This window comes from Oleiphilus sp. HI0079 (assembly GCF_001635105.1).
Genome location: NZ_LWFT01000171.1, coordinates 1 through 727, shown reverse-complemented (window position 1 = coordinate 727; position 727 = coordinate 1). Strand labels below are relative to the sequence as shown.

The 727-nt window shown below is 47.3% G+C and carries 2 protein-coding genes; both read right to left on the bottom strand.

From position 1 onward, the window contains the following. Window positions 1-203 (bottom strand): hypothetical protein (locus A3750_RS02545; RefSeq protein ID WP_156498327.1); only part of this gene is annotated, 203 nt, incomplete at its 3' end. Window positions 204-262: 59 nt separating this feature from the next. Continuing rightward, the coding region (locus A3750_RS02540) for an ABC transporter substrate-binding protein (protein ID WP_156498326.1) at window positions 263-727 on the bottom strand (465 nt) is incomplete at its 5' end.

The window sequence follows — 727 nt, the reverse complement described above, 5'->3', positions numbered from 1 at the left end:
TCTGCGGTTGCAATACGCTCAATCACTTGCTGCGTCACCAAGCTCGCAATCGATTGCTGCTCATCAATGATATTCTTGGTTAAATAGGGGAAGAGCTGCCAGGTAAAAAAAGCCATGGTGGCGCCGAGAGGAACGAGAGCCACAATGGCGAGCTGTATCAAAAGCTCGGATGCAAGTGAGCGCGTTTTCGCTGGTTTAGACACGGCTTAAATCTCGCTCACGATGAAACATAATGAGACCACATCTCTATCGACACCCTCGTTTAATCTGTTTGCACGACAAACTGACTGTTTATAATCTGTGTCACGTAAGTCTTGCTCTCCGCATCACCAAACTCATCAAACTGCACACTTCCTTGGATGGCCGGAAAAGTACCTTGCGCAAGTAATGCGTCCTTCAGGCTTTGAGAAGCCGATTTATTCTTCAAGCGATCAATGATTACGCGAGTCGCGTTATAGGCAGTTAAACCAGGAAAGCCAGGCTCATGATTAAACCGTTTGATAAAACCCTCACGAAAACGTTGGTAATCCGGATCTTTACTTTCGCGATCTAGGTATTGAGGTACAAATGCACCCTCAACAAAGCGCCCTCCGAGCTCAATCAGCCGTTCTGTACCCGCCCATTCCGAAGTACCCAACATTACGTCATCAGACTTCGATCTTATTAATTTCGCTAATAGCGCCGCGTCCACGGCATTGGTCACAAAGATCACAATATCAGGGTCGCC